Origin of the sequence: Jiangella aurantiaca, from assembly GCF_004349105.1 — a bacterium.
Taxonomy (GTDB): Bacteria; Actinomycetota; Actinomycetes; order Jiangellales; family Jiangellaceae; genus Jiangella; species Jiangella aurantiaca.
This window is the reverse complement of sequence record NZ_SMLB01000008.1, coordinates 64,021-89,138: the sequence shown is the minus strand read 5'-3', so window position 1 is coordinate 89,138 and position 25,118 is coordinate 64,021. Positions and strand designations below refer to the sequence as shown.

Annotated in this window: 19 protein-coding genes, 1 tRNA gene and 1 pseudogene; 9 read left to right on the top strand and 12 right to left on the bottom strand. The window is 72.3% G+C overall.

The genetic code is table 11. The annotated features are described in order from the left end of the window. The first annotated feature begins 34 nt into the window (after nucleotides 1-34). Nucleotides 35-1,237 (top strand): CehA/McbA family metallohydrolase, encoded by a 1,203-nt coding sequence (locus tag E1262_RS08545; RefSeq protein ID WP_203453690.1) that lies wholly within the window; start codon nucleotides 35-37, stop codon nucleotides 1,235-1,237. A gap of 15 nt (nucleotides 1,238-1,252) precedes the next feature. Here the strand turns inward: E1262_RS08545 and E1262_RS08540 are convergent, their stop codons facing one another. Both E1262_RS08540 and E1262_RS08535 read right to left on the bottom strand, forming a co-directional pair. Then, a complete protein-coding gene (locus tag E1262_RS08540; protein WP_132102706.1) occupies nucleotides 1,253-1,603 on the bottom strand; it encodes an MmcQ/YjbR family DNA-binding protein in 351 nt (116 codons plus the stop codon). Nucleotides 1,604-1,812: 209 nt separating this feature from the next. Continuing rightward, nucleotides 1,813-2,376 carry a TetR/AcrR family transcriptional regulator gene (locus tag E1262_RS08535; RefSeq protein ID WP_203453689.1) on the bottom strand — a complete coding sequence of 188 codons (564 nt, stop codon included), beginning with the start codon at nucleotides 2,374-2,376 and terminating at the stop codon, nucleotides 1,813-1,815. A gap of 79 nt (nucleotides 2,377-2,455) precedes the next feature. Here E1262_RS08535 and E1262_RS08530 point away from each other — a divergent pair, with 79 nt between their 5' ends. Next, complete coding sequence (locus tag E1262_RS08530; protein WP_132102705.1) at nucleotides 2,456-4,255, top strand: ABC transporter ATP-binding protein; 1,800 nt, start codon at nucleotides 2,456-2,458, stop codon at nucleotides 4,253-4,255. Here E1262_RS08530 and E1262_RS08525 read toward each other — a convergent pair. The 3 genes from E1262_RS08525 to E1262_RS08515 are packed head-to-tail and all read right to left on the bottom strand — an operon-like array spanning nucleotide 4,242 to nucleotide 9,024. Next, nucleotides 4,242-6,962 carry a glycoside hydrolase family 38 N-terminal domain-containing protein gene (locus E1262_RS08525; RefSeq protein WP_132102704.1) on the bottom strand — a complete coding sequence of 907 codons (2,721 nt, stop codon included), beginning with the start codon at nucleotides 6,960-6,962 and terminating at the stop codon, nucleotides 4,242-4,244. The genes E1262_RS08530 and E1262_RS08525 overlap by 14 nt on opposite strands. Further along, nucleotides 6,959-8,116, bottom strand: a complete 1,158-nt coding sequence (locus E1262_RS08520) for a Gfo/Idh/MocA family protein (RefSeq protein WP_132102703.1) — start codon at nucleotides 8,114-8,116, stop codon at nucleotides 6,959-6,961. Before E1262_RS08520 ends, E1262_RS08525 begins: the two co-directional genes overlap by 4 nt. Beyond that, complete coding sequence (locus E1262_RS08515; protein ID WP_203453688.1) at nucleotides 8,113-9,024, bottom strand: sugar phosphate isomerase/epimerase family protein; 912 nt, start codon at nucleotides 9,022-9,024, stop codon at nucleotides 8,113-8,115. Before E1262_RS08515 ends, E1262_RS08520 begins: the two co-directional genes overlap by 4 nt. A gap of 241 nt (nucleotides 9,025-9,265) precedes the next feature. On the opposite strand from E1262_RS08515, the gene E1262_RS08510 reads away from it, so the two are divergent. Further along, the gene (locus tag E1262_RS08510) at nucleotides 9,266-10,246 is read left to right on the top strand and encodes a sigma-70 family RNA polymerase sigma factor (RefSeq protein WP_132102702.1); all 981 of its coding nucleotides are present in this window, start codon (nucleotides 9,266-9,268) and stop codon (nucleotides 10,244-10,246) included. Between the two features lie 210 nt (nucleotides 10,247-10,456). On the opposite strand, the gene E1262_RS08505 is transcribed toward E1262_RS08510, so the two are convergent. The 6 genes from E1262_RS08505 to E1262_RS08480 are packed head-to-tail and all read right to left on the bottom strand — an operon-like array spanning nucleotide 10,457 to nucleotide 17,581. Then, complete coding sequence (locus tag E1262_RS08505) at nucleotides 10,457-11,953, bottom strand: CoA-acylating methylmalonate-semialdehyde dehydrogenase (protein WP_132102701.1); 1,497 nt, start codon at nucleotides 11,951-11,953, stop codon at nucleotides 10,457-10,459. Beyond that, complete coding sequence (gene iolD, locus E1262_RS08500) at nucleotides 11,950-13,860, bottom strand: 3D-(3,5/4)-trihydroxycyclohexane-1,2-dione acylhydrolase (decyclizing) (RefSeq protein ID WP_132102700.1); 1,911 nt, start codon at nucleotides 13,858-13,860, stop codon at nucleotides 11,950-11,952. The genes E1262_RS08505 and iolD overlap by 4 nt, the downstream gene beginning before the upstream one ends. Beyond that, the gene (iolB, locus tag E1262_RS08495; RefSeq protein WP_132102699.1) at nucleotides 13,857-14,753 is read right to left on the bottom strand and encodes a 5-deoxy-glucuronate isomerase; all 897 of its coding nucleotides are present in this window, start codon (nucleotides 14,751-14,753) and stop codon (nucleotides 13,857-13,859) included. The genes iolD and iolB overlap by 4 nt, the downstream gene beginning before the upstream one ends. Beyond that, on the bottom strand, nucleotides 14,750-15,637 hold the full coding sequence (locus E1262_RS08490; RefSeq protein WP_132102698.1) for a Cgl0159 family (beta/alpha)8-fold protein: 888 nt from the start codon (nucleotides 15,635-15,637) through the stop codon (nucleotides 14,750-14,752). The genes iolB and E1262_RS08490 overlap by 4 nt, the downstream gene beginning before the upstream one ends. After that, entirely contained in the window at nucleotides 15,627-16,583 is a 957-nt protein-coding gene (gene iolC / locus E1262_RS08485) for a 5-dehydro-2-deoxygluconokinase (RefSeq protein WP_132102697.1), read from the bottom strand. Before iolC ends, E1262_RS08490 begins: the two co-directional genes overlap by 11 nt. Then, entirely contained in the window at nucleotides 16,580-17,581 is a 1,002-nt protein-coding gene (locus E1262_RS08480) for a Gfo/Idh/MocA family protein (protein WP_132102696.1), read from the bottom strand. The genes iolC and E1262_RS08480 overlap by 4 nt, the downstream gene beginning before the upstream one ends. A gap of 126 nt (nucleotides 17,582-17,707) precedes the next feature. Here E1262_RS08480 and E1262_RS08475 point away from each other — a divergent pair, with 126 nt between their 5' ends. The 6 genes from E1262_RS08475 to E1262_RS31275 all read left to right on the top strand — a co-directional run bounded on the left by E1262_RS08475 (nucleotide 17,708) and on the right by E1262_RS31275 (nucleotide 23,946). Then, a complete protein-coding gene (locus tag E1262_RS08475) occupies nucleotides 17,708-18,748 on the top strand; it encodes a LacI family DNA-binding transcriptional regulator (RefSeq protein WP_132102695.1) in 1,041 nt (346 codons plus the stop codon). A gap of 307 nt (nucleotides 18,749-19,055) precedes the next feature. After that, nucleotides 19,056-20,207 (top strand): Gfo/Idh/MocA family protein, encoded by a 1,152-nt coding sequence (locus tag E1262_RS08470; RefSeq protein ID WP_132102694.1) that lies wholly within the window; start codon nucleotides 19,056-19,058, stop codon nucleotides 20,205-20,207. Next, nucleotides 20,204-21,364: a dihydrodipicolinate synthase family protein gene (locus E1262_RS08465; protein ID WP_132102693.1), complete on the top strand. Its 1,161-nt coding sequence runs from the start codon at nucleotides 20,204-20,206 to the stop codon at nucleotides 21,362-21,364. The genes E1262_RS08470 and E1262_RS08465 overlap by 4 nt, the downstream gene beginning before the upstream one ends. Beyond that, nucleotides 21,364-22,182 (top strand): sugar phosphate isomerase/epimerase family protein, encoded by an 819-nt coding sequence (locus E1262_RS08460; RefSeq protein WP_132102692.1) that lies wholly within the window; start codon nucleotides 21,364-21,366, stop codon nucleotides 22,180-22,182. The genes E1262_RS08465 and E1262_RS08460 overlap by 1 nt, the downstream gene beginning before the upstream one ends. A gap of 198 nt (nucleotides 22,183-22,380) precedes the next feature. Then, nucleotides 22,381-22,456 (top strand) — tRNA-Asn (locus E1262_RS08455). Nucleotides 22,457-23,613: 1,157 nt separating this feature from the next. Continuing rightward, a complete protein-coding gene (locus tag E1262_RS31275) occupies nucleotides 23,614-23,946 on the top strand; it encodes a hypothetical protein (RefSeq protein ID WP_132102796.1) in 333 nt (110 codons plus the stop codon). Between the two features lie 189 nt (nucleotides 23,947-24,135). Here E1262_RS31275 and E1262_RS32020 read toward each other — a convergent pair. Continuing rightward, a pseudogene (locus tag E1262_RS32020) lies at nucleotides 24,136-24,516 on the bottom strand (IS110 family transposase); the annotation flags it as partial. Nucleotides 24,517-25,118: the final 602 nt, after the last annotated feature.

Genomic DNA, 25,118 nt, shown 5'->3' with positions numbered 1-25,118 from the left:
GCGGCGGCGAGTCCAAGAAGGGAAAGGGGAATCAGTGCTGCTGTCGCGGCGCCTGATGCCTGGTGATCGTGCGGCGTCGCCGTACCTGACCGTGCCGTTCGAGGTGCCGGACGGGACGTCGTCGGTGCACGTGTCGTTGTCGTACTCGGGTGAAAGCGCGGTGATCGACCTGGGCTGCGAGGGCGCGGCCGGGTGGCGCGGCTGGTCCGGTGGCGCGCGGCGGCGATTCACGCTGACCGCCGACGCGGCGACGCCGGGGTACGTCGCCGGGCCGCTGGAGCCGGGCGAGTGGTCGGTGGTGCTCGGGCTGTACCGGGTGCCGGCCGCTGGGGTGCCGGTCTCGGTGACAGTGTCGTTGGACGACGCGTCGGCGCCGCTGGACCCGGAGCCGGACGGGCCGCCGGTGCCGGCGTCCGCGGGCAGGCCGCGTCGTTCGTTGCCGGCCGATGCCGGGCTGACCTGGCTGGCCTGCGACTTCCATGCCCACACGCTGCACTCCGACGGCTCACTGCCTGTCGCTGGTTTGGCGTCCTTGGCTGCGGGGGCAGGTCTGGACGTGCTCGCCGTCACCGATCACAACACGGTGAGCCACCACGCTCTGCTGCCGTCCGTAGGCGATCGGTACGGGGTGACGCTGCTGCCCGGCCAGGAGGTGACGACCGACCGCGGCCACGCGAACGCGTTCGGCCCCATCCCGTGGGTCGACTTCCGCGAGCCGCCATCGTCGTGGGTCTCGTTCGTCGAGGCGCATGGCGGGCTGCTGTCGATCAACCATCCGCTGGGCGGGGACTGCTCGTGGCAGCATCCGCTGGATCAGAGGCCGCCGCTGGCGGAGATCTTCCACTCGTCCTGGCTCGCGCCGGAATGGACCGGGCCGCTGGCCTGGTGGAACGCGTGGGGGTCGGCGACCGTGCCGATCGGCGGCTCGGACTTCCACCGGCCGGGCGACGCTCCGGTCGGGTGCCCGGTCACCTGGGTCGCGGCGGCGTCACCTTCGGTCGAGGACGTGATGGAGGCGCTGCGGGCCGGCCGGACGGCGCTCGCCTGGTCGGTCGACGACCCGGTGCTGCTGCGGGTGGACGGCGAGCTGGTCGCACTGGGCGCGGACGGGCTGCTGCTGGCGGATGTGTGGGGTCGGCGGCAGGTAGTGCGTGGCGAGCTGGCGAGGTTCCCCGGCGCCGACGGCCCGCACCGGCTCGAGACCCCGATGGCCGCCGTCGTCGCCGTGGCTCCGTAGCCGTCCCGGAACGCGTCAGCGGGTTTCGTCGTAGGCGGCGACGGTCTGCTTCGGCGCCTTGTGCCGCCAGGCGGCCTCGACGAGTTCGTCCAGCCGGTCGCGGTCGATGTCCGCGAGGGCGACGCGCACGCCGACGAAGCTCGGCTGCGGGCCCGGACGCCAGATCTCCTCGAACATGTCCGGTTCCTCGGCGATCAGCCCGACGGCAGTCCTTAGAGCGACGGCCACGCCTAGCGTCCGCTCATCGCGCTCCGGGCCCACGAAGGTCCGTCCGTCGACCTTGAACGCGGCCATGCCGAAGTGAGTCGACTCCTCTGCCTCCGGGAACCGCAGCGCCGACTCCCTCACATCCTCCATGGTCACCATGCCCAGCAGTCTCTCACCCGGGCTCCGCTGACCCCCTCCGGCCCGAAATGATCACGTTCAGCACGGAAACTCGTGTCGCACTACGCGTGTAATCGTGTCGACGCTGGAGAAATCCTGGTGATGGCCCTGCCGGGTGCACTTCACCAGGCGTCTTCACGGTTCGCCAGGCATGGATGCCTCGTCGAGGGCCGAACGCCTCGCCGGCGGGCTCAGCTGCGCGGCGAGAGGCCGTGGCGGAAGATGCGCACCGCGGTCTCCGCGGCCTTGTGGCGCGGCAACGTGCCCGACGCCACGGACTCGGCCGTGACGTAGATGAGCGAGTACATGACGCCCATGACGAAGTGCGGATCGATGTCCGGGTCCAGCTCGCCGTCGCTCTGGGCGGCGCGGAGGAGGTCGGGCAGGCCGTCGTCCTCGTCGGAGGTCCAGTGCGGGTTGCCGACGAAGCGGGTGGGGTCGCTGAAGAGGAAGAGGATCTGGTCGGCGAGGTCGACGATGGCGGCCATGATGTTCTCGACCGTCTCGATGGCGGTGCTGGACACCGCGAGCGCCCCGTTCCAGGCTTCTTCCAGCCGCGCCTGCGAGTCGATCAGCAACGCGTCGACGAGGGCCTGGCGCTCCGGGAAGTAGCGGTGCAGGGTGCTGCGGCTGACCTCGGCGCGGTCGGCGATGTCGCCGAGGGACGCGGAGAAGTCGCGCGCCCACACGGCGGCGGCCGCCTCGAGGATGGCCCGCCGCGTGCGCTGGCGCACGCCGGAGTCGGTCGTCGTCACGTCTCGTTACATTACATGTGCTCGCCATAATAGAACATGAACACTTGAAAATGGGACACCGACGTGTCATTGTGCGACCATGAGCGTCCCATACAGTCCGCCCGCCGAGGAGCGACCCACCCCCGAGCTGCCGACGAGGGCGAAGGTCCGGCTGCTCTGGTCGTATGCGCGGCCCCACCAGCGCGTCCTGGTCGCCGGCCTGCTGCTCGGCCTGCTCGGAACCGGGGCTGAGCTGGTCACGCCGCTGGTGACGAAGAGCGTCCTCGACGGCCTCGAGGTCGACGCGTCGCTGCGCGGGCCGGTCACGCTGCTGGCGGTGCTGCTTGTCGCCGGCGCCGTGATCGGGCTGGTGCAGACGATCCTGCTGGGGACGCTGGCCGAGCGCATCATCCTGGCCGCCCGTACCGGCATGGTCCGCCACCTGCTGCGCACCAAGGTGACTGAGCTTGGCTCGCGCAGCGCCGGCGAGATGGTCACCCGGGTCACGTCCGACACGATGCTGATCCGCGAGGCGACCACGTCGAGCATGGTCAACGCCGTCAACGGCCTGGTCGGGCTGGTCGGCGCGCTGGCGCTGATGGCGTACCTCGACCTCGTGCTGCTCGCAACCACCCTGGGCGTCATCGTCGTGGTCGCCATCCTCGCCGCCCTGCTGATGCCAAAACTGGCCAAGGCGCAGCAGGAGGCGCAGGAGGAGATCGGCGCGCTCGGTGGCCGGCTCGAGGGCGTGCTGCGCGCGCTGCGCACCGTCAAGGCGGCCCGGGCCGAGGCCCGCGAGACCAGTCGCATCGCCCGGCACGCGGAGCGATCGGCGGAGAAGAGCATCCGCGCGGTCAAGCTCGAGGCGTGGGCGTGGACCATCACCGGCGGCGGCATCAACCTCGCCGTCATGCTCATCCTCGGCGTCGGCGCCTACCGGGTGGCTGCCGGCCACATGACGGTGACCACGCTGGTCGCGTTCCTGCTCTACGCGTTCCAGCTGATGATGCCCGTCATGCTGCTGACGATGAGCCTGACATCGGTCCAGTCCGGCCTCGCCGCGGCCGCCCGCATCGGCGAGATCGACGCGATGGCGACGGAGACGGACGCACCGACGGCAGCCCCGGCGCCGACCCAGCTCAGAGCGGACGCCGCCCTGGAGCTGCGCGACGTCGAGTTCCGCTACTCCCCCGAGGCCGCGCCGGCGCTCGCCGGCGTCAGCCTCACCATCCCGCGGCACGGGCACACCGCGATCATCGGGCCGTCCGGCGCCGGCAAAACCACGATCTTCTCGCTGCTGCTGAAGTTCCTGCAGCCGCAGGGCGGCGAGATCGTGCTCGACGGCCGGCCGTTCGCCGACTGGACGTTGGCCGACCTGCGCAGCCGCATCGCCTACGTCGAGCAGGACACCCCGCTCGTCCCCGGCACGCTGCGCGAGAACCTCGGCTACGCCGCGCCGGACGCCACCGAGGACGAGCTGTGGGCGGCCCTCGCCACGGTCCGGCTGGACCAGCGGGTCCGTGAGCTGGAGCACGGCCTGGACACCCTGCTCTCACCAACGACGATGTCCGGCGGCGAGCGGCAGCGAGTCGCCCTGGCGCGCGCCCTGGCCGCCGACGCGGAACTGCTGCTGCTCGACGAGGCCACGGCGCAGCTGGACGGGCTGAGCGAGGCCGCGGTCGCCGAGGGCATCCGCCGCCAGGCCACCACCGGCGCCGTCGTCACGATCGCGCACCGGCTGTCGACGGTCGTCGACGCGGACCAGATCCTGCTGCTGGAGGCCGGCCGGGTCCGCGCCGTCGGCACCCACCAGGAGCTGCTCGCGGCCGACGAGCTCTACCGTGAGCTGGTCGCGGCCCTTCGCATCGCCACCGGTCCGCAGCCGGTCACGACACCCTGATCGTCGCGATCTCCCACGGTCCCAGCTCGACGTCGACGCGGTCGCCGTCGACGGGTAGCGGCTCCAGCGCGCGCCCGAGCAGGTCGGTCCGCCAGGCCGTGACGAACGCCCCCGTGACGGTGCCCGTCGTCGGGGCGGCGGACATGGCGACCAGCCGCACCTCGACCTCGTCGCCGCGTGCCCGGATCGACGACGCGACGACGCCCGGCCCGCTGACGCCAAGGCCCGATGACGACGGCGGCAGCTCACCGCCCGTGGCGGCCAGGCCCGGCGCCACCAGCGCATCGTGCCGGAACTCCTCGGCGCGCCGAGGCGCCGCCGCCGCACCCCACCCGCCGGCGCGCGGCACGACCGCCAGCCGCGCCCGCACCGGGACGCCGACGTACTGAGCGCCGGGCACCGGGAACTCCGACCCGGCCGGCTCGTCACGCAGCGGATGGAGGTTGACGCTCATCCAGCCGACCGCGCGCAGCAGCGTCAGCGCCAGCTCCGCGCCGTCATCCACCAGCTCGTACTCAGTGACGTGGTCCAGCAGCACGGTCGCCGGACCGGCGGACACGAACGACGACGCCGGGAACGTCGGCAGCGGGTACTCGCCCCAGCCGCCCTCGGATGTCAGCCCGCGCGCCGTCACCGCGAACTGCCCGTCGGCCGCCGACTCCGTGACCGGCGCGGGCAGCGGCACGTGCAGCCGGACCCGGTGGTCGCGCGCGGGGTTGACGAACGACACGTCCAGCCGCACGAGCGGCTCGCCGGACCGGACCTCGACCAGCATCGTCACCTCGACCGGCACCGTCTCGGCGGCCCGCACGTCCACGTCAGCCGACAGCCCCACCGGCCAGTCGTACGTCCGCACCACCCGCAGCACGCCTCGCAGCGGGCCGTGCTCGTCGACCGTCACCGTCACCGACGACGGCGCGTCGACCGGCACGTCGGCGGCCGGCGGGCCGTAGTTGTAGCTGTCGCCGCGGTCGCCGCCGGACACCAGCCGGCCGACGCCGGTGAGGACGGTCCCGTCGGCGCCCTGGACGGTCAGCGTGCCGTCGCCGTCCACGTCCACCCGCACGTGCGACGACGACAGCGACCGATCGGCCACCTCCACCGCGTCGGGCGCGTCCACGGGCGCGCCGTCCTGGCCGGCCCGCACCGCGACCTGCCCGGACGCGTCCAGCGGGACGGCGACCAGCACCCGCCGCCGCTGCTGCGCGACCGTGCGGACCCGCCACTCACCTGAAGCCTCGGCGGACGCGACGACCGTCGCCAGCTCCGCGCGCAGCGCCGCGAGGTCGAACTCCGGCGCCGACGGCACCCGGGCCACCTCGAAGTCCAGCGTGCCCGGCGCGACGGCGTAGGACTCGATCTGCTGGCCGAACAGCTCTCGGCCGTGGATGCGGCGGATCACCTTCTCCAGGTCGGCGGCGGCCAGCTTCTCGTCGCCCAGCACCGTCTCCGAGCGGCTCAGCTCCTGCACCGGCAGCGGCGTCCCGTCCGGCAGCTCGGCGGTCACCGGCCGGTCGGTGGCGGGCGCGGCGACGTCCAGCTCGGCCAGGACGGTGCGCGGCCACGGGACGGTGTTGACGACGGCGTGCGCGTCGGCAGGCACCCGGGCCGCGATCGACCGCAGCACCGCCGAGCGGACCGCCCGGCCGGCCTGTTCGGCCTCGGCCAGCCGGCCCGCGACCTGGCCGGCGGTCTCGTCGACGCCGCAGCCGGTGACGGAGTCGTGCGCCGTGCACTCGACGATCTTCCGCCAGGCCAGCAGGAACGCCTCGCGGTAGTCGGCCGCGGGCTGGAACTGCGCCGCGAGCGCCTCGGCCTCACCGACCACGCGCTCGGCCCGGGCCATCGCCTGCTTGAGCCCGATCCGGATCGAGATGACGCCGGGCAGGATGTTGCCGCGAGCGTGGCTGCGCAGCTCGCCGACCACAACCGGCAGGCCCGGGTCGTCGGTCCGGAACCGGGTGACGTACTCCGCCAGCCCGGCGATGGTCAGCCCGGCACCGCCGGGCCCGCTGACCAGCTCCATGAGGTCCGGCCGCGGCGCGGAGTGGTCGGTGCCGAGCATGCCGAGCACCGGGTCGTCGCCGTACCAGGACCGGGTCTCGTCGCAGTACGCCGCGACGGCCTCGCCCAGCCGGGCCGGGATCGCGAACAGGTCAAGCGCGTTCCCGTATCCGTCGAACAGGTACTCCACCCGCACCGCGCTGCCGTCGGGCGCTTCCCAGCGGAAGGCGTGCCGGTTCAACGCGCCGGGCGCACCGCGCCACAGGCTGGCGTGCTCGATGCCGGCGCGGGCCAGGATCTGCGGCATCTGCGCGGTGTGGCCGAACATGTCCGGCAGGTAGCCCACAGGCATCGCGCCACCGAGCGCCTCAGCGCCCTGCCAGCCCAGCTCGAGGTTGCGCACGATCGTCTCGCCGGAGCACAGGAACTCGTCGAGCAGGATGTACCAGGGTCCGACGGACAGCCGGCCCTGCCGGACCAGCTCGGCGACCCGGTGCCGGTTCTCCGGGCGCAGCTCCAGGTAGTCGTCGACGGCGGCGAACTGGCCGTCGAGGGTGAACCGGAAGTCCGGGTCCGCCTCGGCCCGCGCGAGCACGTCGTCGAGCACGTCGGCCAGCTTCAGCCGGAACACCTGGAACGGCTCGTACCATTCGCGGTCCCAGTGGGTGTGCGGGACGAGGACGATCTTCGGGTCGGCGCTCATGCGCGGGCCGCCTCGCCGCTCACCGGCTCGTCGCCGGCCAGCAGCCGGACGATCCGCTGGCTCGTCAGGATGTCCGCGCGGCCCTCGGCGACGCCCGCGCGCGGCGGCTCGCCCGCCGTCACCATGCGGTGGAAGTCGGCCAGCTCGTTCTCGAACGACTCGCCGGTGGACGTGAACACCGAGCGCACCTCGCCGCCCGCGGCCATACCGGCCGGTGGCGCCTCCACCACCTCGAGCCGGGTCGGGTTGTTCAGCACGTACGGCGTTCCGAAGGTCACCCGCAGCGAGCCTCTGCCGTGGTGCACCGTCAGCGTCTCGGTGTAGGCCGGGTAGTCGGGCAGGTAGTGCCAGCTCATCCGGGCCCGGACGGCGCCGGGCAGCTCGCCGGTCACCTCGACCGAGCCGGGACCGCGCCCGGGCTGCGCGCCGTCCGGCCACTGCCGTGCGCCGTCGACGCTCACCAGCCCGCCGAACACCGCCCGCAGCAGCGACGTGTTGTGCACGATGCTGCCGAGCACGACGTTCGCGTACAGGTGCCGCAGCCGGTCGGACGTGCCGGCGCCGATGGCGGCGTCGAGCAGCCGGCCGGACTCCACCGCCAGCCGGCTGACGGCGTCCGGGTCGACGTCGAGCGGCGCCGGCCGCAGGTTGGCGTAGGCCAGCTGCGACTGGCCGGTCGGGTGCAGCACCTCGACCTCGACGGCGCGGACGTCGTCGATGCCGGCCAGCCGCTCACCCAGCTGCCAGACGGCCTCGTCGTGCTCCTTCATGTACGCCAGCAGCAGCCCCGGCCGGCCCAGCTCCTCCTCGGCGGCGGCCAGCGCGTCGGCCTCGGCGACGGTGTAGGTCAGCGGCTTCTCGCAGAAGACGGCGACACCGGCCCGCAGCGCGCGCAGCGCGACGTCGCCATGCGAGCCGGAGGTCAGCAGGACGACGCCGTCGGCGCCGCTCTCCTCGACCATCCGGCCGGCGTCGGCGTAGCGCCGGTCCTCCGGGACGCCGTACTGCTCGCCTACGTCGGCGCGCAGCGACGGCGCCAGGTCACAGACGGCGACCAGCTCGAACAGGTCCCAGCGGCGGGCGATCAGCGGCAGGTGCACGGATTGCGCGATGGCGCCGAGGCCGGCGACGGCCAGCCGAACGCGGTCGCTCATGGCAGCCACCTGCGCAGCGCCTCGCGGTTGGCGCGCTGGTCGTCGATCACCCGTCCCGGCGGGTCGGACGGCGATGGCACGACGTCCTGCTCGACCACCAGCCAGCCGCCGAAGCCGCTCTCGACGACGGCGTCCATGAAGCCGTCGAGGTCGAGGTCGCCGGCGCGGAGCTCGACGAACGCGCGCCGCTCCCAGACCGCGCGCATGCCGGCCTTCTCCCGGACGACCTGGTCGAGCACGGCGGTGCTGGCGTCCTTGAGGTGCAGGTGGTTGATCCGCGAGCCCCAGCGCCGCCAGCCCTCGACCGGGTCGCCGCCGCCGATGAGCAGGTGGCCGGTGTCGAAGGTCAGGCCGACGTCGGTGCGGGCCAGGAACTCGTCGATCTCGGCGGGCGTTTCGACGTACGTGCAGGCATGGTGGTGGAACGTGGGCTCGAGGCCGGCTGCGCGCACGCGAGCGGCCGCGGTCTCGACGTTGCGCGCCAGCCGCGTCCAGCCGGCGTCGTCGAGCGCGAGTCCCGGCGCGGCGCCGCCCGGGTTGGCCCGGCGCAGTTCGCTGCCCGAGTCGGCGAGCGTCGGCAGCGGGGGACGCGACGGGTCCAGTTCCGCGGCCGCCACGAAGATCTCCAGCGCGTCGTCGAGCGCCGGCAGCGCCGCCCGGAACGCGTCGTCGTCGGTGAACGGCAGGTCGACCCAGCCGCCCACGAGCACCAGCTCGTGGTCGCGCAGCCGCCGGCGCAGCTCGTCGCCGCGGCCCAGCCAGCCGACCGGGCCGAGGTCGACGCCGTCGTACCCGAGGTCGTGCAGCGGGCCGAGGATCTCCTTCGGGTCCGGTAGCGGCTGGTCCGCCGTCAGCTCGAAGACGCCGAAGCTCACCGGCGCACCGGCAATGCCCTTCATCGCCACCATTCCCCAATCGTCGGCGCTGACTTTGTCCTGACAACAGTACGTACGGTCAGCCTGCCATGTCCCGCAGGGTCCGCGATTCGGGCGCCGCGGCGGCCGGGCCTGCGCGGGAGCGTCTTTATCATGAGATTTCTCTCCTGCCCAGAGGGTCGCGGAATCTTTGTGGGTCCTGGTGCGTTGTGAACGTATGTTCGCTGATCGTGCGGGTACGGTCCGAACGCTGAGTCGACCTCGAGGGGGACCCATGGCAGCTGCACCCAAGGCCACCAGCGCGACGCCGCGGCGTCGTCAGGCGCGTTCCGAGGGCGAGCCCGACCTCGTCGGCCGCTACCTCGCGCAACTGGGCTCGACGCCGCTGCTCACCGCGGCCGAGGAGGTCGAGCTGGCCAAGCGCATCGAGACCGGTGTGTACGCCGAGCAGCTGCTGGCCGGTGCCCTGCCCACCAAGCGCAAGCTGACGCCGTCCTACAAGGCCGAGCTCGAGGCGCTGGTCCGCGACGGCCAGGCCGCGCGCGACCACATGATCCGCGCCAACCTGCGGCTGGTCGTGTCGGTGGCGCGCAAGCTGTCCGGCCGCGGGCTGCCGTTCCTCGACGTCATCCAGGAGGGCAACCTCGGCCTGATCCGAGCGGTCGAGAAGTTCGACTACGCCAAGGGCTTCAAGTTCTCCACCTACGCCACGTGGTGGATCCGCCAGGCCATCCAGCGCGGCCTGGCCGAGCAGACCCGCACCGTGCGGCTGCCCGTGCACGTGTCCGAGACGGTCGCCAAGCTGCACCGCATCGACCGCGACCTGCAGCGGCTGCTCGGCCGCGACCCGACGGTCGAGGAGGTCGCCGAGGAGGCCGGGCTGCCGGTCGAGAAGGTCGTCGAGCTGCGCCGGGTCGCCCGCGACCCACTCAGCCTCGACACCCCCATCGGCGACGACGGCGAGTCCAGCATCGGCGAGCTGATCGAGGACGACGACGCCGTCCAGGCCTCCGACCTGGTCGAGCGGCGGGCGCTCAGCGAGCAGCTGCGTACCGTCCTCGACTCGCTGCCCACGCGCGAGGCGAAGATCATCGGCATGCGTTACGGCCTGGTCGACGGCCACGAGCACACGCTCCAGGACGTCGCCGACGAGGTCGGCGTGTCCCGCGAGCGGGTGCGCCAGCTCGAGAAGCACGCGCTCATGCTGCTGCGCGACCCGCGCCGCAACGAGTCGCTGATGGCCTGGGCCAGCTGAGTCCTCCGCCCACCGTTCGGGCCCGGCCCTCGCGTGAGGGGACCGGGCCCGTTCCACGTCCGCGCAATACCTTCGCGACCACGCCACGCGGCCACGGCACCGGCATCCAGAGTGACGACGTCACCCAGGATCACCCGAGCCTCAACACGATTGCATGCGTGGTGATGCACCAGAAGGCCTCCTGATGGCCCGCCGAACGCGGCGAAATCGTCAGGACGTGGTCGGGAAGTGGTAGCTGGCGGCGATCGGGTGGTCGACGTGTGGCCAGCGGGCCGTCACGACCTTGGCCCGGGTGTAGAAGGCGATCCCCTCCGGGCCGTGGACGTGCGACTGGCCGAACAGCGAGTCCTTCCAGCCGCCGAAGGAGTAGTACGCCATCGGCACCGGGATGGGCACGTTGATGCCGATCATGCCGACCTGCACGCCGCGCTGGAACCGCCGCGCCGCCTCGCCGGAGCTGGTGAAGATGGCCGTGCCGTTGCCGTACGGGTTCGCGTTGATCAGCGCGATCGCCTCGTCGACGTCGGACGCGCGGACGACGGACAGCACCGGACCGAAGATCTCGTCGCGGTACACGTCCATCGACGGCGTGACGTGGTCGAGCACGGTCGGGCCGACGAAGAAGCCGTCCTCGTGGCCGGGCACCACCAGCCCGCGCCCGTCGACGGCCACCGTCGCGCCCTGCTGCTCACCGGAGTCGACGTAGCCGGTGATCCGGTCGCGAGCGGCGGCGGTGACGACCGGCCCCATCTCGCTGGCCTCCTCGCGCCCGGGGCCGACGCGGACCGCCCTCGCCTTCGCCGCGACGACATCGACCAGCTGGTCGGCGCCGGTCCCGACGGCGACAGCCGCCGAGATCGCCATACACCGCTCCCCGGCCGAGCCCATCGCCGCCGCGACCAGGTGGTCGGAGGCGAAGCCGAGGTCGGCGTCGGGCAGCACGACGGCGTGGTTCTTCGCCCCGCCGAGCGCCTGCACCCGCTTGCCGTTCGCGTTGGCGCGCTGGTGGATGTACCGCGCGATCGGGGTCGACCCGACGAACGACACCGCTGCGACCTCCGGGTGGTCCAGCAGCGCGTCGACGGCGGTCTTGTCGCCGTGGACGACGGTGAACACGCCCTCGGGCAGACCCGCCTCCGCCCACAACCTCGCCACCAGCATCGACGCCGACGGGTCCCGCTCGCTCGGCTTCAGCACGAACGCGTTGCCGCAGGCGATGGCGACCGGGTGCATCCACATCGGCACCATCACCGGGAAGTTGAACGGCGTGATGCCGGCGACGACGCCCAACGGCTCGCGGAAGCCGTACACGTCGACGCCGGTCGAGACCTGGTCGGAGTAGTCGCCCTTGAGCAGGTGCGGGATGCCGCAGGCGAACTCGACCACCTCGAGGCCGCGCTGCACTTCGCCGAGCGCGTCGGACACCACCTTGCCGTGCTCGTCGGCGATGATCTCGGCCAGCTCCTGGGCGTGCCGGGAGACCAGCTCCCGGAATGCGAACAGCACCTTGGTCCGCTTGGTGAGCGACGTCTGCGACCAGCTCTCGAACGCCTTCGCGGCGGTCGACACCGCGAGATCGACGTCCACCGGCTCGGCCAGCAGCACCTCGGCCTGCTGCTGCCCGGTCGCCGGGTTCCACACCGGCGCGGTGCGGGTCGAGTCGGCCCGCGTCGTACCGCCGCCGATCCAGTGCTCGATGGTTCTCATGCGCCGTTCTCCTCTGTGCTGCCGGGCGGGCCGACCAGCGGCCGCTGTGCCTTCTTCTGCCGCTCGTACTCCGCGCGCGCCGCGCGGGTGGTGTCCAGCGCCGCCGTCTCGCTGACCGGCACGTCCCACCACGAGTCGCTGTCAGGCGCGCCGGCCAGCGGGTCCGTCTCGACGTGGATCAGGATCGGGCCGCCGTCGGCCGGTGCCGCCTTGGCGTCGCGCAGCGCCGCGCGCAACTCGTCGACCGACGTCACGCGCACGACCCGCACGCCCAGGCTGGCCGCGTTGGCGGCGAGGTCGACCGGGAGCACGTCGCCGTCCAGCCGGCCGCTCTCCCCGGATCGGTAGCGGTAGGCGGTGCCGAACCGCTGCGAGCCGAGCGACTCCGACAGTGAGCCGATCGAGGCGAACCCGTGGTTCTGCACCAGCACCGCCACGATCTTGATCCGCTCCTGGACGGCGGTCACCAGCTCCTGCGCCATCATCAGGTACGAGCCGTCGCCGACGAGCACGAACACGTCCCGGTCCGGTGCTGCCATGCGGACGCCGACGCCCGCGGCGATCTCGTAGCCCATGGTCGAGTAGCCGTACTCGACGTGGTAGCCCTTCGGGTCGCGGGTGCGCCAGAGCTTGTGCAGCTCGCCAGGCATCGAGCCGGCCGCGTTGAGCACGACGTCGCGCGGCGCGCTGACCTCGTTGACCGCGCCGATCACCTCGGTCTGCGCGGGCAGCGGCTGGTGTGCCGTGGTGTAGGCGGCGGTGACGACGGCGTCCCACTCGGCGTTCGCGGTGGCCGCGGCCTCGCGGTGCTCGTCAGGCACCGACCAGCCGGTCAGCGCGTCCGTCAGGGCCTCGAGGGCCGCGCGCGCATCCGCAACGACCGGCAGGCCGGCGTGCTTGGCGCCGTCGAACGCAGCGACGTTGACGTTGACGAACCGCACGCCGGGGTCCTGGAACGCCGTCCGAGACGCCGTCGTGAAGTCGCTGTACCGGGTGCCGATCCCGATCACCACGTCCGCCGACCGGGCGAACCGGTTGGCGCCCGGCGTCCCCGTCGCGCCGACGGCGCCGAGCGCGAGCGGGTGGTCGTACGGCAGGCTGCCCTTGCCGGCCTGGGTCTCGGCGACCGGGATGCCGGTGGCCTCGGCGAACGCCCGCAGCGCGGCGGTGGCCTCGCTGTAGATGACGCCGCCGCCGGCGACGATGAGTGGCCGCCGCGCACCCTTGATGAGGGCAGCGGCGCGGGCCAGCGCGGCCGGCTCCGGGACGGCGCGCGGCACGTGCCAGACGCGGCGAGCGAACAGCTCGGCCGGCCAGTCGTACGCCTCGGCCTGCACGTCCTGCGGCATCGCCAGCGTGACGGCGCCGGTCTCGGCCGGGTCGATGAGCACCCGCATCGCGCCGAGTAGCGCGGCCGGCAGCTGCTCTGGCCGCCAGACGCGGTCGAAGAACCGCGACACCGGCCGGAACGCGTCGTTGACGGTGACGTCCGGCGCGTGCGGGATCTCGAGCTGCTGCAGGACGGGGTCGGCGACGCGGGTCGCGAACACGTCCCCCGGCAGCAGGAGCACCGGCAGCCGGTTGATCGTCGCCAGCGCCGCGCCGGTGACCATGTTCGTCGCGCCCGGCCCGATGGACGACGTGCAGGCCAGCGTCGACAGCCGGTTGCGCATGCGGGCGTAGCCGACCGCCGCGTGCACCATGCCCTGCTCGTTGCGGGCCTGGTGGTATGGCAGCCCGTCGGGGTCGGCCAGCTCGGCCTCCAGCAGCGCCTGCCCGAGGCCGGCCACGTTGCCGTGCCCGAAGATGCCGAAGCAGCCCTCGATCAACCGGTGTTCGACGCCGTCGCGCTCGGTGAACTGCGCGGCCAGGAACCGGACCGTGGCCTGCGCGACCGTCAGCCTCATCGCTGCTCCTCCGTGATGCGTCCCATCGGGAGACGGGGGTCGGCGTCCTGCGCCGCCCACTCGTCGCGTACCCAGGCGTGCGCGGGATCGTCGCTGATCAGCCACTCGCGCGTGGTGCCGGGACCGGCCATGACGTTCAGGTAGTACAGGTGGTAGCCGGGCGCGGCCACCGACGGGCCGTGCCAGCCGTGCGGCACCAGGACGACGTCGCCGGTGCGCACCTCGGTCAGCACGTCGATCGGCCGGTCGTCGGTGCCGTAGACGCGGTGGTAGCCGAAACCGGGACCGGCCGGGCCGGCGCCGACCTCGAAATAGTAGATCTCCTCCAGCTCCGACTCCACGCCGGGCCGGTCCTCGTCATGCTTGTGCGGCGGGTACGACGACCAGTTGCCGGCCGGCGTGATCACCTCGACGGCGATCAGCCGGTCAGCGTCGAAGGTGTCCGCCGACCCGAAGTTGTGCACCTGCCGGGTGGCGTTGCCGGCGCCGCGGATCTCGACGGCGACGTCGCTGGCGGGGATGTAACGGGCGACCGGCCGGGTCGTGCACGGCGCGGCCGGCAGCGCGAACCGGGCGCCGTCGGCGTCGTGGCCGGCGGCGGTGACGGTCACGGACGCGTCGCGCGGTGCGTAGACGGTGTCGGACGGGCCGCTGAACACGTCCGGCCGGCCGGTCAGCTCGAACCGCTCGCCGTCGACGACCACCGTGCCGCCGCCACTGAGCGGCAGCACGAACAGCTCCTCGGCGCCGGACTGGAAGCTGTGCGTCTCCCCCGGTCCCAGTTCGAGCACCCGCAGCGACGTCCACCGCCAGCCCTCGACGGTGGCCGGGGTCAGCTCGACGGCGTACGGGCCGCGAGCGGCGCTGCCGGCCGGGTGGTACCACTGGCTCATAGCAGGCTCACCGCCGTGTCGACCGCCGCCGCGACGTCGCCGTCCGGCGGGTAGAGCAGCGTCCGCCCGACCACCAGGCCGAGCGCCGTCGGCAGCCGCAGGACCTTCTCCCACTGCCGGAACGCCGCGTCCGGGTCGTCCGGGACCTCGCCGCCGAGCAGCACCGCCGGCAGCGTCGACGCCGCCAGCACTCGCTCCATGCCGGCCGGGTCGTCGTCGACCACCGGCAGCTTCAGCCAGGTGTAGGCCGACGTGTTGCCCAGGCCCGCGGCGACCGTCACCGAGCGGATCACCGCCTCGGTGGACAGGTCGTTGCGCAGCCGGCCGTCGACGCGGTGCGAGATGAACGGCTCGACCAGCGCCACCTTCCCGCGGGCGGCCAGCCCGTCGACGGCGTGCGCGCACGCCTCCAGTGTGGGCGCCGTCGCCGGGTCGTCGGGGTCGATGCGCAGCAGCATCTTGCCCATCTCGAAGCCCATGGTGTCGATGCCCGCGGCGTCGTAGCCGGTGAACCGGTCGTCGACCTCGAACACCGTGCCGGCCAGGCCGCCACGGTTCATCGAGCCGACCACGACCTTGCCGTCCAGCGCGCCGAGCAGCAGCAGGTCCTCGAGCACGTCCGCCGTGGCGAGTACGCCGTTGACCCCGGGCCGGCCGAGCGCGACCACCAGGCGGTCCAGCAGCTCGCCGCGGTCGGCCATCGCCAGCGCGTCGCGACCGGCCCGCAGCGCTCCGCGCGCCGGGTGGTCGGCCGCAATGACCATGAGCTTGCCGGTCGGTCCGAGCAGCGAGTCGGGGCGTTTGCGCGCGGCGGCGGCCGCGGCGATCGCCTCCGGCCGGTGGATGCGCGTCTCGACGATCGCGCGCAACTGGTCAGCGGACATCGGCACCCTCCAGGAACGCGGCCACCTCGGCCGTCGTCGGCATGGCGTCGGAGCAGGCCAGCCGGGTCGCGACGATCGCGCCGGCGGCGTTGGCGAACCGGACGGCCTCGCTCAGCGGGCGGCCGGCCAGCAGCTGGTCGCACAGCGCGCCGCCGAACGCGTCGCCAGCTCCCAGCCCGTTGAGCACGTCGACGGGGATCGGCGGCACCTCGTACTCGCCGGTGTCGTCGACGGCGAGCACGCCCTTCGGGCCCTGCTTGACGACGGCGACGGCGACGCCGTGCTCCTCGCGCAGCCTCCGGGCGGCCGCGTGCGGGTCGCGGGTGCCGACCGCCGTCTCGCATTCGTCCAGGTTGCCGACGGCGTGCGTGACGTGCCGCAGCGCCTCCTGGACGATCGGCCGGGCCGTCTCGCGCGACTCCCAGAACATCGGCCGGTAGTCGAGGTCGAGGACGGTGATGCCGGTCCGGCCGCGGGCCTCCAGCGCCGCCAGGGTGGCCGAGCGGCTGGGTTCCTGGCACAGGCCGGTCACCGTCGCCCAGAAGATGCCGGCGCCGCGGACTGCGTCGAGGTCCAGCTCGTCCGTGGTGATCTGGAGGTCCGGCGCGGTCGGCGTGCGGCCGTAGAAGTAGATCGGGAAGTCGTCCGGCGGGAAGATCTCGCACAGCGTCACCGGCGTCGCCAGGCCGTCGACCGCGGTCACGAAGCGGTCGTCGACGCCGTACCCCGTCAGCGCCCGGTGGACGAACCGGCCGAGCGGGTCGGCGCCGGTGCGGGTGATGACGGCGGACCGGCGTCCGTGCCGGGCGGCGGCGACGGCGACGTTGGTGGCCGAGCCGCCGAGGTACTTGGTGAACGTGGTGACGTCCTCCAGTCCGACGCCGGCCTGATTCGGGTAGATGTCGACGCCGACCCGCCCGATGGTGAGCACCTCGTGTGCCGTCATCGGGTCCGCACCTCCTCGACGGTGACGGCGCGACCCTCCTGCCGGGAGAGGGTGGCGGCCTCGGCGACGTAGAAGCTCTCCAGCGCGTCGGCGGCGGTGCACGGGCTCTCCCGCTCGCCGCGCGCGACGTCGACGAACGCGGCGATCTCGGCCTCGTAGGCGGGCCGGAAGCGGGACCAGAACTCGCGGAACGGCGTGCCTTCGGGGAAGACGACGCCGGGTTCGGCGGACGTCAGCGCGGCCTGGTCGTCCAGGCCGACGACGTGCGTGCCGGCCGTGCCCGCGACCTCCATCCGCACGTCGTAGCCGGCGCCGTTGTAGCGCGAGCCCTGCAGGGTCGCCAGCGTGCCGTCGTCGAGCGTCAGAACGGCGGCCGACTCGTCGACGTCGCCGCTGGCCTCGAAGACCTCGGCGCCGCGGTTCGCGCCGGTCGCGTACACCGTCGACACCTCGCGGCCGGTCACCCAGCGCAGGATGTCGAAGTCGTGGATGTGGCAGTCGCGGAAGATGCCGCCGGACGTCGGGACGTACGACGGGTGCGGCGGCTCGGCGTCGGCGGTGATGAGGTGGAGGCGGCGGACCTCGCCGAGGGCGCCGTCGCGCACGGCCCGCCTCGCGGCGACGTAGCCGGCGTCGAACCGGCGCTGGAAGCCGATCTGGGTCGGCACGCCCGCTGATTCGACGGCGGCCAGGACGGCGCGCGTCCCGGCGACGTCGGCGGCGACCGGCTTCTCGCAGAAGACCGGCAGCCCGGCCGCCGCGGCGGCGATCATCAGCTCGGCGTGCGCGGACGTGGCGGCCGCGATGACGACGGCGTCGACGTCGCGGAACGCGTCGGCCGTCGTGGCCACGGCCTCGACGCCGAGCTCGTCGGCGACCTTGCGGGCCCGGACCGGATCGGCGTCGGCCACCAGGACAGCCGTCACGGCCGGATGGTCGCGCACCACCTGTGCATGCGCCGCCCCGATGCGGCCGACCCCGACGAACCCCACGCGCATGCCCGCTCCTTCCAGTTTGTCTAGACAAACTAACATGCTGACGAAGCACGCCCGGCGTCGTCCTGCGATCCGGACCGGGCTCGGCGGTCTATCGTGGAAGCGCATTCCTACGGAGACGGGAGACACATGGCCGAGCAACCGCGCGGTTCGGTCACGCTGATGGACGTCGCGGCCCGGGCGGGCGTCTCGCTGGCCACGGCGTCGCGCGCCCTGAACGGCAGCACCCGCAGGGTCGGCGACGACCTCCGCGAGCGGGTGCTCGCCGCCGCCCGCAGCCTCAACTACGCCGCCAACGCGCAGGCCCAGGCCATGGCGCGCGGCCGCACCAACGTCGTCGGGCTGGTGGTGCACGACATCGCCGACCCGTACTTCTCCTCCATCGCCGCAGGCGTCATGGAGGCCGCCGAGGGGCACCAGGTTCTGGTGACGCTCGGCAGCACGCTGCGTCGCCCCGAGCGCGAGGTCGACTACCTCGTCGCGCTGCGCGGCCAGCGCAGCCGCGCCGTCATCCTGGCCGGCAGCCGCATGGACGACAGCCCGGTCGCCGACGCCCTGCGCCGCGAGATCGACATCTTCGAGAACGACGGCGGCAACGTCGTCGCGATCTCGCAGAAGCAGCTGCCGGTCGACACCGTCGTCATCGAGAACCGGCTCGGCGCCCGCGACCTCGCCACGGAGCTCGTCGGCCTCGGCTACCGGCGGTTCGGCGTGCTGGCCGGCCCCGACGCCTTGCTCACCGCCCGCGACCGCGTCCACGGGTTCCGCGAGGGTCTCGGCCGCTCCGGCGTCGACCTCGACCCCGCGTTCGTCGTCCACGGCGCCTTCACCCGCGACGGCGGCCACCAGGCCATGAGCACGCTGCTCGACCGCATCGGCGAGCTCGACTGCGTCTTCGCCGTCAACGACGTCATGGCGGTCGGTGCGATGGCCGCCGCCCGCGAGCACGGCCTGGAGATCCCTCGCGACCTCGGCCTCGCCGGCTTCGACGACATCAGCACCCTGCGCGACGTCAACCCGGCGCTGACGACCGTCCGGCTGCCGCTGGAGAAGGTCGGCGCGACGGCGTTCGAGCTGGTGCTCAGCGCCGCCGAGCGGACCAAGCCGAGCACGCGGCGCATCAAGGGCGAGGTCGTCCTCCGGCAGAGCACCCGCCCCTCGCCGGCCTGATCGTTCGGGGCGACGAGCCTCATCCGGGCGACGCCACCCTTGTTGATCTTGGAGTTGTTCGGCAATTGCGGGTGGAATGTCCGATAGATGCCCGAAGAACTCCAAGATCAACGGTCCGGTGGGCGCGGCGACCGTGGTGTCGCGGTTCAACGGTCGGCGGGTAAGCGCCTTCCGGATTTGGCCAGGTGGGACGACGAATCGACCTCGAACCGCCCGCCACCTGGTGTCATCCCCGTCAGACGAGAGCTTGCGCGCCCGCGCCGCGACGCCGTACGGTGATGGGCAAGCGCTTTCCACAGGAGGTGGCATGGCAGTCAAGTCGCTCGGTGTCGTGATGAACGGCGTCACCGGCCGGATGGGGTACCGGCAGCATCTCGTGCGGTCGGTCCTCGCGATCAACGAGCAAGGCGGGGTCGAGCTGTCCGACGGCTCCCGCGTCACGCTCGATCCGGTCCTGGTGGGCCGCAACGAGGAGAAGCTGCGCGACATCGCGACCCGGCACGGCCTGGAACGGTGGACGACCGACCTCGACGCCGCGCTCGGCGACGCCGCGAACGTCGTCTATTTCGACGCCCAGCTCACCTCGGTGCGCGAGGAGTCGATCGTCAAGGCGATCGACGCCGGCAAGCACATCTACACCGAGAAGCCGGTGTCCGAGACCGTCGAGGGCGCGCTGACGCTGGCCAAGCAGGCCAAGACCGCGGGCGTGAAGAACGGCGTCGTGCACGACAAGCTGTTCCTGCCCGGGCTGCTCAAGCTGCGCCGGCTGATCGACAGCGGGTTCTTCGGCCGCATCCTGTCCGTCCGCGGCGAGTTCGGCTACTGGGTGTTCGAGGGCGACTGGCAGGAGGCGCAGCGGCCGAGCTGGAACTACCGCGCCGAGGACGGCGGCGGCATCGTCGTCGACATGTTCTGCCACTGGGACTATGTGCTGACGAACCTGTTCGGCCGGGTCGAGGCGGTGACGGCGAAGGCGGTCACGCACATCCCGGAGCGGTGGGACGAGCGCGGCCGCCGCTACGACGTCACGGCCGACGACGCCGCGTACGCGATCTTCGAGCTGGCCGGCGGGGTGATCGCCCAGTTCAACTCGTCGTGGGCGGTCCGCGTGCACCGCGACGAGCTGCTGGAGCTGCAGGTCGACGGCACTCTCGGCAGCGCCGTCGCCGGGCTGCACCACTGCGTCATCCAGCCGCGCACCGCGACGCCCCGGCCGACGTGGAACCCCGACCTCGCCGACGAGCAGCGCTACCGCGACCAGTGGCAGGAGGTGCCGGACAACACGCCGCCGCAGAACGGCTTCAAGGCGCAGTGGGAGCAGTTCGTGCGGCACGTCGAGGAGGACGCGCCGCACCCGTACGACTTCCTCGCCGGCGCCCGCGGCGTCCGGCTGGCGCAGGCCGGGCTGCAGTCGTCGAACGACGGCGGCCGGGTCGAGCTGCCGGAGCTGACGCTGTGAGCGGCGGCGGTGGCGCGGTCGTGCGGCTGCCGGGCGCGGACGGTGCGCTGCGCCCGTACACGCTGAGCGAGCCGCGCTCCTGGGAGCGGCCTTCGTCGCCGATCAGGTCGCGGGTGGCGTTCGCCGCCGCCCACGTCGTCGCCGACCCGCTGGGCGAGAACCGGCCCGGCGCGCCCGCCGTCGTCGACTGGGAGCACACGCTGGCGTTCCGGCGGCACCTGTGGTCGTACGGGCTGGGCGTCGCCGAGGCGATGGACACCGCGCAGCGCGGCATGGGCCTGGACTGGGCGGCGACGCAGGAGCTGATCCGGCGCAGCGCGGCCGAGGCGCGCGCCGCCGGCGGCCGGATCGCGGCCGGGGCGGGGACCGACCAGCTCACCGGCGCCGCCGGGAGCGTCGACGAGGTGACGGCCGCCTACGAGGAGCAGCTGGAGGTCGTCGAGGGCGCCGGCGCCCAGGTCATCCTCATGGCCAGCCGGCAGCTGGCCGCCGTCGCGACCGGTCCCGACGACTACCGGAAGGTCTACGACCGGCTGCTCCCGCAGTCGTCCGCCCCGGTGATCCTGCACTGGCTGGGCCCGATGTTCGACCCCGCGTTGGCCGGCTACTGGGGCGCCGACGATGTGAGCGTCGCGGCCGACCACGTGGTGGCGCTGATCGCGGACCACGCGGCGAAGGTCGACGGCATCAAGGTGTCGCTGCTGGACGCCCGGTTCGAGGAGGAGCTGCGGTCGCGGCTGCCCGCCGGGGTGCGGCTGTACACCGGCGACGACTACAACTATCCGTCGCTGATCCGCGGTTCGTCGGACGCGCTGCTGGGGATCTTCGCCGCCATCGCACCGGCGGCGTCGGCCGCGCTGCAGGCGCTGGACCGCGGCGACCCGGAGGCGTACGAGGCGGCGTTCGCGCCGACCGTGCCGCTGGCCCGCCAGGTGTTCGGCGAGCCGACCTATTACTACAAGGCCGGCATCGCGTTCCTCGCCTGGCTGTCCGGCCTGCAGCCGGGGTTCGTCATGGTCGGCGGGCTGCAGAGCGCGCGGTCGCTCCCCCACCTGGTGCGCACGTTCGAGCTGGCCGACGCGGCCGGGCTGTTCCCCGATCCGTCCTTGGCGGCGGCGCGGCTGTCCTCGCTGCTGGCGACGTACGGGGTGGCGTGATGGACCGGCTGTCGCTGAACCAGCGGACGACGGAGCGCTGGTCCGTCGCCGAGGCCGTCGACGGGTGCGTCCGGGCCGGGATCGGGTCGATCGGGCTATGGCGCGAGCCGGTGCACGACTGCGGCGTCGCAGAGGCGGCGCGGCTGGTGGCCGACGCCGGGCTGCGGGTGTCGTCCCTGTGCCGGGGCGGGTTCATCACCGCGTTCCCGGGGACCGCGCGGGATGCCGCCCTGGACGACAACCGGCGGGCGATCGACGAGGCGGCCGCGCTGGGCGCGGACTGCCTGGTGATGGTGGTCGGCGGGCTGCCCGACGGCTCGCGCGACCTCGGCGGCGCCCGCGCCCGTGTCGCCGACGGGGTGGGCGCGCTGGTGCCGCACGCCGAGGCCGCAGGTGTCCGGCTGGCGCTGGAGCCCATGCACCCGCTGTACTGCGCCGACCGCGGCGTGCTGTCGACGCTCGACCAGGCGCTCGACATGGCCGCGCCGTTCGCCCCGTCGTCGGTGGGAGTCGTCGTCGACACCTTCCACGTCTGGTGGGACCCGAACGTCGAGGCTGCCATCGCGCGGGCGGCGGGCCGGATCGCCAGCTTCCAGGTATGCGACTGGATCACCCCGTTCCCGGCGGACGCGTTGCTGTCGCGCGGCATGATGGGCGACGGCCACATCGACTTCCGGTACTTCCGCCGGCTGGTCGAGGCGGCCGGTTACGACGGCCCGATCGAGGTCGAGATCTTCAACGCCGACCTCTGGGCCGCCGACCCCGACGAGGTGGTCGCGCTGATGCGCAAGCGCTACGAGGAACACGTCTTGGGTTGAGCCAGGCTGGGGCCGGGGTGGCGTGCCTCGGCACGCTTGAGCATCGCTCCGAACCGGACAATCCGATCACGCCAGCGACGCCTAGCCGTGCCAAGGACGTGGCCCACCGTGCCAAGCGGCCGGGCACCGGAACCGATTGGGATCCGGGGCGCCTCGCCTGGTAAGGTTCAGCGTCGGCCGGAACGTTCGGTTCGCCGATCCCGCATAGCTCAATTGGCAGAGCATCTGACTGTTAATCAGAGGGTTCCTGGTTCGAGTCCAGGTGCGGGAGCCAAACCCCAAGGTAACAGGCCAGATGGCTATCACGCCCCAGGCGCGAGGCCACACTTTACCCACAGTTTTCCTCCGTGGCGGCCTCTCCAAGTGCACGCTCCAATGCCTCGGCCGCGGCGGGCCGCACATCGGCCAACCGAGACGCGTCGCGCCAGCTCCCGCAGCGGCCAGCGGACGGCGCGCGGCGTCTCCCCACCCCGCCCGGCCCGGTGACGCTGGCTGACGCTGGCTGTCTTGAATCACCTGATGCTTGACGGATCTGTCTCAGCTGATGTTTGACGCTCACGCCCGGTACCGGCGCTCCCCGTTGGCACTACACGGATCTGCCGAATTGAGGACGCTGCAGGCGCGTTGGGCCTGCCAAGTCGGAGAGCGGTGCCGATGGGCGACACCCACTCCGCGTTGGGGACGGAAGGGAGTCACCGACTTGTCCGCTGCCGGGCGGAGGCATAAGCGGATCCGGGGAGTCCACGGCGCGCCCACCGGGCCGCGACAACTGCTTGGGCCGCATAGGTGAGGAGCATGGCCACGAGCACCAGCACGAGCACGACCCACCGAGCTGGCGTGAGGTCGTGAGCAGCCTCCGTTTCCTGAAGTCCGATGACGACCGCTTCGAATCCGAGGAACGCCACCCCGGCGCCGAAAAGCACCCATGGCCAGCGCGCTCGACTTGCAGCCAGAGCCAGGCAGCCCGGGAGAAGAGCGACTATGTAGAGAACCGCGATCAGGATCAACGCCCCGGCGCTGAAGCGCGTCCCAGTGTTCGCGACGAGCGCAACCGCTCGCATCAGCGCCCTAGTGATCCCAGCGCTGACAAGCCCAGGGACCGCGGCGGCTGCGAATCCGCGGGCAATGGCGCTCATGTCGCACGCCCCCGATCAGTTCGTGCAGGGGTTCCCCGCTATGGCCTCAAGGATGCCCGCCCCCGTGCGGCACAGCAACCGCCCCCGGCACCGTCCATGCATAGGAACACACTCATCTGCCGCTTTGCGCGCGGCGACTAGCGTCAATGATCAGCCGACACACCACTGTCAAGAATCACCCGCGCCAGGATACTGGCTGACGCTGGCGCGTGGACGCTCCTATATTTCGCAAGACCTGTTGAGTGGGGTCTGCGAGACTTGCCTGGTGACGGAGCTCGTGGGTGGGCAGCAGGTGATGGTCTTGTGGCGTCCGACTGGTCCGGAGGAGCTGGAGCTGGTGAGGGCGTCGGGTTGGCGGCGGTGGCCGCCGCGTCTTCCTGATCAGCCGATCTTCTATCCAGTGCTCAACGAGGAGTACGCGATCAAGATTGCCAGGGACTGGAACGTGCCGGCGTCGGGAGCTGGTTATGTGACGCGGTTCGCTATCGACGCCGGGTTCGCTGCTCGCTACCCGGTTCGGCAGGCGGGCGGCCAGACGATCCTGGAGCTGTGGGTGCCGGCTGAGCAGTTGGAGGAGTTCAACGACCACATCATCGGCGAGATCGAGGTCGTTCACGAGTTCCGATGAGGTTGGCTGCGCCGAGGGACTGTAGGTGCGGGTAGGTCTCGCGGGCGATGTAGCGCTTGAGGCAGCGAAGGATCTCGGTCTTGGTCTTGCCTTCGGCGATGCGGCGGGCGACGTAGTCCTCGGTGGGTTGCCGGCCTGGACCCGGGCTTTCATGGCACCTCGGCCAGCCACCCGAAGGGCTCGGACCATCTCGACCTGGTCGTCGCGAGTCTTCGGAGTCCCACTGGCCCGTCCTGACAGCACGGCACGGGCAGCGGACTCGGCGTCGAGGGGATCGGATTTGCCGTTGCGGCGGCGCGCCGAGCGGTCTGGCCGGTCGACCTCGATCACGGTGAGGCCGTACTCGGTGAGGAACCGCAGTAGGTTGGCTCCGAAATGGCCAGTACCTTCCATGCCCACCTGCCCCACCTGCCCGTACGACTCGACCCACGTCGCCAGCCGGGCATAGCCGCGGGTCGTCGCCGAAAAGTCTCGGGTTCCCAGCAACCGACCGGTCTGGTCCAACACAGCAGCCACGTGCACATCGGTATGGGTGTCCACCCCAACCGTGACCACGACGTCCTCGCCCATGCGCATCCCTTCTCCACTCACCGACAGGGGATCGACCGCGTGAGCGAGGCGATGGACAGCACGGGGATGAGGGACGAGCCCAGGCTCCTAATCAGGTCACCCGCCGGCCACGAGGTCGGCGGTGACCCCGAACCAGCGGGGCGACAGATCCAACTTGAAGGCACGCAGCCGGTGAGAACTCGAGTCAGCACCCGCCAGCCGGGGTCACCGCTACCAGCATCCCCGTGAGAACTTTCTTTACTCCGTCATGGCGACTCGCTGCGCTCGCCGCAGCCGCCCTCCCGGCTGCGCCGGGCGTGCGGCCTAGCGGCCGTTCCGGGCTCACCGTACGGGCGGCGCACACGCGACCAGGCCGGTGACGAAGTGAGAGCGTGTCTCACCTGTCACCGGCCTGGTGATCCGACGACCGGCGAAGGATCAGCCGGACGAGTCGCCGTGCTCGCACAGATCGGACGGCGTCGGCGGCGGCGTGCCCGTCGGTCGATCCGTCCACGCGAGCTGCGAGGTCGGGCCGTCCCCCTCATGCCGCGATTGTCCGGCCTCCACTCCGCGAGTCAAGGGCGGCCTTCGGCCGTCGCTACGCGATCGAGCAAGCTCGACCC